The organism is Mesorhizobium sp. B2-4-17 (genome assembly GCF_006441275.1).
GTDB lineage: Bacteria > Pseudomonadota > Alphaproteobacteria > Rhizobiales > Rhizobiaceae > Mesorhizobium.
On the sequence record NZ_VFUX01000042.1, the window covers coordinates 43,079 to 49,505 of the forward strand.

Genomic DNA, 6,427 nt, shown 5'->3' on the forward strand with positions numbered 1-6,427 from the left:
ATTATCCTTTGCGGTAGCGATGAGGCGTGAAGGGCAGGGAACTGACGTCGACAGGGATTTTCGTGCCGCGCACGTCGGCGAAAATCCGTGTTCCGGGCTTTGCCAGCGGCGCCACGACATAGCCCATGGCGACCGGATGGCTGGCCGAGGGGCCGAAGCCGCCCGACGTCACATGGCCGGCAGGATGGCCGTCGGCGTCAAACAGCGCCGCGCCGGCGCGCACCGGCTGGCGTCCTTCCGGCTTCAGCCCGACGCGCTTTTGCGCCGGGCCGCGTTCCACGGCGGCGCGCAAGGCATCGGCGCCGATAAAGGCGCCGGAAGCCCTGATCTCCTTCGGAATAGCCCACATCAGCGCCGCCGCGGCGGGGTCTGTCTCCGGTGTGATGTCCTGGCCATGCAGGCAAAGTCCGGCTTCCAGCCGCAGGCTGTCGCGCGCGGCAAGACCGATCCAGAGCACGCGCTCATCTTCCAACAGCTTCGCGACGAGGTCGCGCGCGTCGGGCTCCGGCAGGCCGATCTCGAAACCATCCTCGCCGGTATAGCCGGACCGGCTCATGAACCAGTTCTTCCTGGGTTCGACACCGTGCATGAACAGCAATGAGCCGGTTTCGATCCCGGCACGGGACAGCGCTGCCCAGGCCTCGGGCCCCTGGATGGCCAGGAAGACGCGGTCGAGCGGCTCGACCATGGCGTCGAAACCGGCTGCAAGTTCGCGCAGGTGCTTTTCGTCAGCGACGGCGTTGCCGGCATTGGCGACCACCATGAAGCGATCGGCGCCGAGCCGGGTAACGATCAGGTCGTCGAGAATGCCGCCGGCTTCGTTGAGGAAGAACGTCAGTTTGGATTGCGAAATTTCGAGCGCGCCGGCATCCAGCGGGCAGGCGCGGTCGAGCAGCGCAACGGCTTGCGGCCCACTGACCTCGAACAGTTTCATGTGCGAGATGTCGAAGAGACCCGCGTGCTCGCGGGTATGCAGATGTTCCTTCATGACGCCGGCCGGGTAGGTCAGCGGCATCGACCAGCCTGCAAAGGCGCCGAAGCGCGCGCCTGCGGCCGTGTGGATATCCTCAAGGGGGAGGTGTTTATCGTTGTCGCCCGTCATGTCGTCTCCAGAGTCGCACGCAATCGGCCGCGAATGGCGACCAGTCCGTGCCCCTCTGTCTGAAGCCTGAGAGACTCGCGCAGCCGGAACTCTGTCAGCGGCGCTTACACCTTCGGCGCGGGGGCAAGCCCCGACTTTCCAGAGTGTCTTTCCCGTCCACGGTTCTTTTGCCTGAGAGATTTCGGGCGATTTCCCCTTCGGCGGCAGCTCTCGCTGCTCTCTCCCGCAAACAGGTAGGACTCAAAGCCTGAGTCCTCGACGCGCCATCCATAGCCCGTCGGCGACACCTTGTCACCTCCCAGCGACATCTAAAGCGCGAAGCGCTGAACGGGTTTGGGCGATGCGCTTCGGGTATTTGTTCCGATGCGGCAAGCCTTCGCTAACCACACCGTTTGCCGGTTTTTCAAGACACTCCTGATATAGCAGGCTGATGTGAGGCGGATGGGGCGACGAATGGGCGGATCAATCATGAGCGCGCCGGTGGCGGGGCTGACATCAAAGATTAGCATTACTCCACAGGATGTCGTGATGCTGCGCCGCGACGTGTTCGCCGATGGTGTGGTCACGCGCGGCGAGGCCGAGGCCTTGTTCGCGCTCGACCAGACGGCGCGGGACAAATGCGCGGAGTGGGCGCCATTCTTTGTCGAGGCGGTGACCGATTACATCGTCCATCAGGAAAGGCCAGAGGGCTACATCTCGCAGGACAACGCCGACTGGCTGATCCGCACGATCTCGCGAGACGGCATGGTCGACAGCCGGACCGAACTCGAATTGCTGGTCCATGTGCTGGAAGAGGCGAAATCATCGCCGGACCGGCTTTGCGTTTATGCCCTGGAGCAGGTCGCCCACGCCGTTGTCGACGGCAAGGGGCCGCTGATGCTGGGCGGTGCGCTGGTCCCCGGACTGGTCGCCAAGGCGGAAGTCGACCTGCTGCGCCGCATCCTCTATGCCCATGGCGGTGACGGCAACATCGCCATTACCCGCGGCGAGGCCGAGGTGCTGTTCAGGATCAATGAACAGACCGCCCAAGCCAACAACGATCCTTCCTGGAACGAGTTGTTCGTCAAGGCAATCGCCAACTTCGTCATGTGCTCGGCCGGCTATGAAGCGCCGACTCGTGACGTGGCTTTGCGCCAGGAAACTTTCCTTGAGCATGCGGATGTGGAAATCGGCGGCTTCTTCAACCGCATGGTCTCCGGTGGCCTTGCCGGCATCATCGAGGCCTACCGGTCCCCGGATGACATCGAAGCCGAATGGGAGGCGAAGAACAGGGCAGCGGAGGCCTTGGCCCGGCGCGCCGAAACGATCGATGCCGGCGAAGCCAAATGGCTGGTCGAGCATATCGGGCTGAATCGGCCCCTTTACGAAAACGAGCGCGCATTGCTGACCCTGATCAAGCATGCCTCGCCGGAGATTCATCCAGCTCTAAAGCCGCTGCTCGAAAAGGTTGCTTGAGTATTGGCTGTTAAGCCGTCGATGTCAGGCCACTATTCTCTCTCTGACTGTCAAATACCACCATACCAGTCGTAGCCATTGTCTTCCCAATAGCCGCCGCGGCCGCCCCCGACGCCGGCGAAACCGTCGACCAGTTCGATCCTGGAGAGATATTTCGGCATCTTGTAGCCAAGCTGGCGCTCGACGCGGACGCGCAGCGGCGCGCCATTCTCGACCGGCAAGGGTTTGCCATTCAGGCCGTAGGCAAGGATCGTCTGCGGATGGCGAGCGTCGATCAGATCAATCGTGCCGTAATATTTCACGTCGCCGGACAGGCCGCGGTCGATCGTGTCGAGGCAATGGAACATCACGTAGCGCGCCTGCGGCTTGACGACGGCCTGGTCCAGCACCAGCGACAATGGTGTGCCGGTCCATTTGGCGATGCAGCTCCAGCCCTCGACGCAGTCGTGACGCGTGATCTGGGTGCGGCTCGGCATGTTCTGCAACTGCTCACGGCTGAGCGACAGCGGCTTCTCAACAAGGCCTGAAACCTCCAATCGCCAGTCGGCGAAATTGTTGGCGAGAAGGCCCTTGTAGATATCGTCATCCGGCGCGGTGACACCGTTCGGCCGCTGCGGCTGGCGGATGTCGGCTTCCGTGAATTCCGGCGCCAGCCTATCGCGCCCGGCGAGCAGGCGTTGCGCGCGGTACGTCAGGCCATTTGCGTTCTCGAGGAAACTGCGCAGGCCCCCCCCTATGCCGAGCTGGCTGTCAAAGGCGTCGCAACCCGACAGCATGATGCCGGAGGCGCCAAGGCTGGCGGCGGTCAGAAACTTGCGGCGGCTGATTTCGAATTTTGTCATGTCACGCACTCCTCTCGGCGGGCTTGTCGTCATGCGCTGGGGGATCAGTGCGGTACCAGCCTGTGATGATGGAACGCAGCTCGTTGATCGGTCCGGCGGCGAGGATCATCAGGATGTGGATAACGAAGAAGGCAACCAGCAGCACCATGACGGTGAAATGGATGGTGCGCGCCGTCTGCCGGCCGCCGAGCAGGTCGTTGAGGAACGGCAGCACCGAATTCATGCTGGGCGACATGGCAAGGCCGGTGATGACCATCAGCGGCAGCAGAACAAAGAGGACGCCGCCATAGGCCATCTTCTGCAGAGTGTTGTATTCGCGCGTGTGGTGGAACTTCAGCCTGGCATGATCGACGATGTCCTGTGGCAAGCGCTTGAGGTCGTCGAGGCGCGGGGTGAGATCCCGCCGGATATGGCCGTTGATCAGGCTGGCGACCAGCCAGACGATCAAGGTCGTCGTCAGGATCCAGGCGAAGAAGAAATGCACCACGCGGGCCGTGCCGAGATCATAGTAGGAAGGGATGGTCGCCCAGGATGGGAAACCGCGCGCCGTCTCGTTGCCCGACGGACCCGACCAGCCAAGCACGCCTGTCGTGTCGAAGCGGTGCCCGAAGATCGCGGTGTAGCCGCGTGGGCCAGCATTGGTGTTCTCGGCGCCGATCTGGAAGATAGTGTTGTTGTAGCCGAAGCCGGATTGCTTGCCGATATAGAGCTGCGGCCGGGCGTTGAAGATCTGCAGGCCGGAAAGCAGCATAAAGAACAGCGAGATAGCCCAGATCCAGTGCGTCAGCCGCGTCCAGCGTGACTGACGGTAGATCAGCGTCTTGTCACCCGAAGCGGGAACGCCCGTTCCGATTTCTGGTTGGCTTCTGGCAAGGGATTCCATCTTGTCTCATCTCCCGGCCCTTTGGGCGCGACCTGCGTGTCCATTGTCCTCCTGATACGTCGCGATCCAAACCGATGTTTCATCCGATCACGGATTTATTACGGACCGCCCAGGCTGACGGCGAGGTTGACGGCCGCCGCGACGATGACGGTGTTGAAAAAGAACGACAGGATCGAGTGGACAAGCACGACCCGGCGCATATGCGTCGTCGAGATGTTGGTGTCGGCGGTCTGCGCGGTCATGCCGATGACGGTGGAGAAATAGAGGAAATCCCAGCCTTCAGGCCTCTTGTCGCCCGGGAACAGCAGGCCCCCGACGGGAATTTTCTTCTTGGTTCCGGCATCGACCTCTTCGCCGTCCATCCAGTAGACGTGGGCATAGTGGAGCGCGGCCATGGCATGGATGGTGAACCAGCCGAGCGGTATCGACAGCAGCGCGAAGCCGAGTTCGATGGGATGGCCTTTGTCCTTCTGGTTGATCAACAGGAACAATGAGATGACGGCGAGGCCGACGACGACGAGCGTGACCGCGAAGATGACCAGCACCGGCTGATCGGTGGCGCGCGCATTCTTGCTAAGATAGGTGCCGGTGAGCTTGGGCATCTGGGCGACGACCAGTATGACGTAGGCGGCAAAGAAGGCGTTGGCACCGATCGAATAGGCAAGCGGGGCATGAAGGAGCAACGCCACGAGGAGCGCAAAGACACCGATGCACGCCGACAGCACAAACAGCATGTGCCGCTGCACCGGCTTCTTGATTGGAGGGGTTTCGGCGGCCATGGCGGTCTCCACCTTGAATGGCGCTCTGCTTCTAGGCCAGTTCACCGTTTTCAAGGAAATGGCAAACCGCTAATTCTTGGTTTGACGCAATTCCGGACGGAAAACCGCTATGCACTTTTCCTGGAATTGCTTTAGCTGGGTGTGGCGGATTTCAGCGCGCGCCGCAAGATACGGTCGAGCTCGCCAAGGAACCGGGACCGATCCTGGGGCGCAAAGCTTGCATTGTAGCCCTTGCTTTCGCCTGTCTCGCGCAAATGCTGCTTGAGGTCGCGCATGGCAACCGCCATGCCGATCGTTTCCGGCGTGAAGGGACGTCCGGTGGGCCCAAGCACATGCGCACCAAGCGCTACCGAGCGGGCGGCAAGCGGAATATCCCCAGTCACCACAATATCGTTGGGCTTTGCGTTCTCGACGATCCAGTCATCGGCGGCGTCGGCGCCCTTCGACACCACGACGTTGCGGATCATCGGGTCGCGTGATGGACGCAGGCCGCCATTGGAGACATGGGTGACGACGATGCCATGGCGGTCGGCGACTTTCTCGACCTCGGCCTTGACCGGGCATGCGTCGGCATCGACGTAGATGGCGGGTGCGGACATTGTCACTCCAGGACGTGCGGGGCCGGAAACATATCGGGCCCCGCACGGAACTTCACAGAATCATGCCGGCAGGGCGCCAGACCTTTTGGCCGTCCAGGTGGCCATGTAGTCCATCAGCCCGGGATTGAGGCAATCATAGGGTTCGAGCCCGATCGACTTCAGTTGGCCGCGAATGCCGTCCATACGACCCGGATCGACACCGGATTCGATGATCGAGGAGACAAAGGCGGTGAAGCCCGGCGGCGACCAGCCATCCTCCTCGAAGCGCTCGGGGTGGATGAAGGTCAGGCCCTTGAACGGATGATCGCGCTCGACCGGCCCGTGCATGTGGACGCCGCAGCCGGTGCAGGCATGTCGCTGGATGAGCGCTGCCGGGTCGACCACCTTGAGCTTGTCGCCGTTCTCGGTGACGGTGACATCGCCAGTGCCGGCAACCGCAACCACCGAGAATACGGCACCTTCCGGCTTCCAGCATTTGGTGCAGCCGCAGGCGTGGTTGTGGGCGATCTGACCCTTGACCTTCACCTTCACCGGATTGCTGGTGCAAAGGCAGACCAGCGTGCCGCCGGCGAAGCTCGCGCTCTCCTTTGGCAGCCCATTGTCGATTTTCGGATGCAGTTTCTCCGCCATTTCTTTTCCTCCCAGGTTTTCGCCACAGAGGTCGCTGGCCGGTTGGCTGGCGGCGTGTGACTGTCTTCAGTAAACGACGACGCTTCGGATCGATTTGCCCTCATGCATGAGGTCGAACCCCTTGTTGATGTCCTCGA

General features: G+C 62.0%; 7 protein-coding genes and 1 riboswitch. Of the genes, 1 reads left to right on the forward strand and 6 read right to left on the reverse strand.

Translation table 11 applies throughout. From position 1 onward, the window contains the following. Window position 1: 1 nt before the first annotated feature. The gene (gcvT, locus tag FJ548_RS26515) at window positions 2-1,102 is read right to left on the reverse strand and encodes a glycine cleavage system aminomethyltransferase GcvT (protein ID WP_140696984.1); all 1,101 of its coding nucleotides are present in this window, start codon (window positions 1,100-1,102) and stop codon (window positions 2-4) included. A gap of 149 nt (window positions 1,103-1,251) precedes the next feature. Beyond that, a riboswitch (glycine riboswitch) is annotated at window positions 1,252-1,338 on the reverse strand. A 217-nt stretch (window positions 1,339-1,555) separates the two neighbouring features. On the opposite strand from gcvT, the gene FJ548_RS26520 reads away from it, so the two are divergent. Continuing rightward, window positions 1,556-2,557 (forward strand): hypothetical protein, encoded by a 1,002-nt coding sequence (locus tag FJ548_RS26520; RefSeq protein WP_140779411.1) that lies wholly within the window; start codon window positions 1,556-1,558, stop codon window positions 2,555-2,557. A gap of 50 nt (window positions 2,558-2,607) precedes the next feature. Here FJ548_RS26520 and FJ548_RS26525 read toward each other — a convergent pair whose 3' ends face one another. From FJ548_RS26525 to gfa, 5 genes are all read right to left on the reverse strand, one after another. Continuing rightward, window positions 2,608-3,399 carry a molybdopterin-binding protein gene (locus tag FJ548_RS26525; protein WP_140779412.1) on the reverse strand — a complete coding sequence of 264 codons (792 nt, stop codon included), beginning with the start codon at window positions 3,397-3,399 and terminating at the stop codon, window positions 2,608-2,610. A 1-nt stretch (window position 3,400) separates the two neighbouring features. Beyond that, entirely contained in the window at window positions 3,401-4,282 is an 882-nt protein-coding gene (locus FJ548_RS26530) for a cytochrome b/b6 domain-containing protein (protein WP_140610123.1), read from the reverse strand. A 98-nt stretch (window positions 4,283-4,380) separates the two neighbouring features. Continuing rightward, window positions 4,381-5,061: a DUF1345 domain-containing protein gene (locus FJ548_RS26535; protein ID WP_140610122.1), complete on the reverse strand. Its 681-nt coding sequence runs from the start codon at window positions 5,059-5,061 to the stop codon at window positions 4,381-4,383. Between the two features lie 131 nt (window positions 5,062-5,192). Next, window positions 5,193-5,660 (reverse strand): YaiI/YqxD family protein, encoded by a 468-nt coding sequence (locus FJ548_RS26540; RefSeq protein ID WP_140610121.1) that lies wholly within the window; start codon window positions 5,658-5,660, stop codon window positions 5,193-5,195. A gap of 60 nt (window positions 5,661-5,720) precedes the next feature. Continuing rightward, window positions 5,721-6,290 carry an S-(hydroxymethyl)glutathione synthase gene (gene gfa / locus FJ548_RS26545; protein WP_140767499.1) on the reverse strand — a complete coding sequence of 190 codons (570 nt, stop codon included), beginning with the start codon at window positions 6,288-6,290 and terminating at the stop codon, window positions 5,721-5,723. Window positions 6,291-6,427: the final 137 nt, after the last annotated feature.

Coding starts and splice junctions, on each gene's coding strand:
- gcvT (WP_140696984.1), bottom strand. CDS start 1,102: ATGACGGGCGACAACGATAAACACCTCCCCCTTGAGGATATCCACACG.
- FJ548_RS26520 (WP_140779411.1), top strand. CDS start 1,556: ATGGGCGGATCAATCATGAGCGCGCCGGTGGCGGGGCTGACATCAAAG.
- FJ548_RS26525 (WP_140779412.1), bottom strand. CDS start 3,399: ATGACAAAATTCGAAATCAGCCGCCGCAAGTTTCTGACCGCCGCCAGC.
- FJ548_RS26530 (WP_140610123.1), bottom strand. CDS start 4,282: ATGGAATCCCTTGCCAGAAGCCAACCAGAAATCGGAACGGGCGTTCCC.
- FJ548_RS26535 (WP_140610122.1), bottom strand. CDS start 5,061: ATGGCCGCCGAAACCCCTCCAATCAAGAAGCCGGTGCAGCGGCACATG.
- FJ548_RS26540 (WP_140610121.1), bottom strand. CDS start 5,660: ATGTCCGCACCCGCCATCTACGTCGATGCCGACGCATGCCCGGTCAAG.
- gfa (WP_140767499.1), bottom strand. CDS start 6,290: ATGGCGGAGAAACTGCATCCGAAAATCGACAATGGGCTGCCAAAGGAG.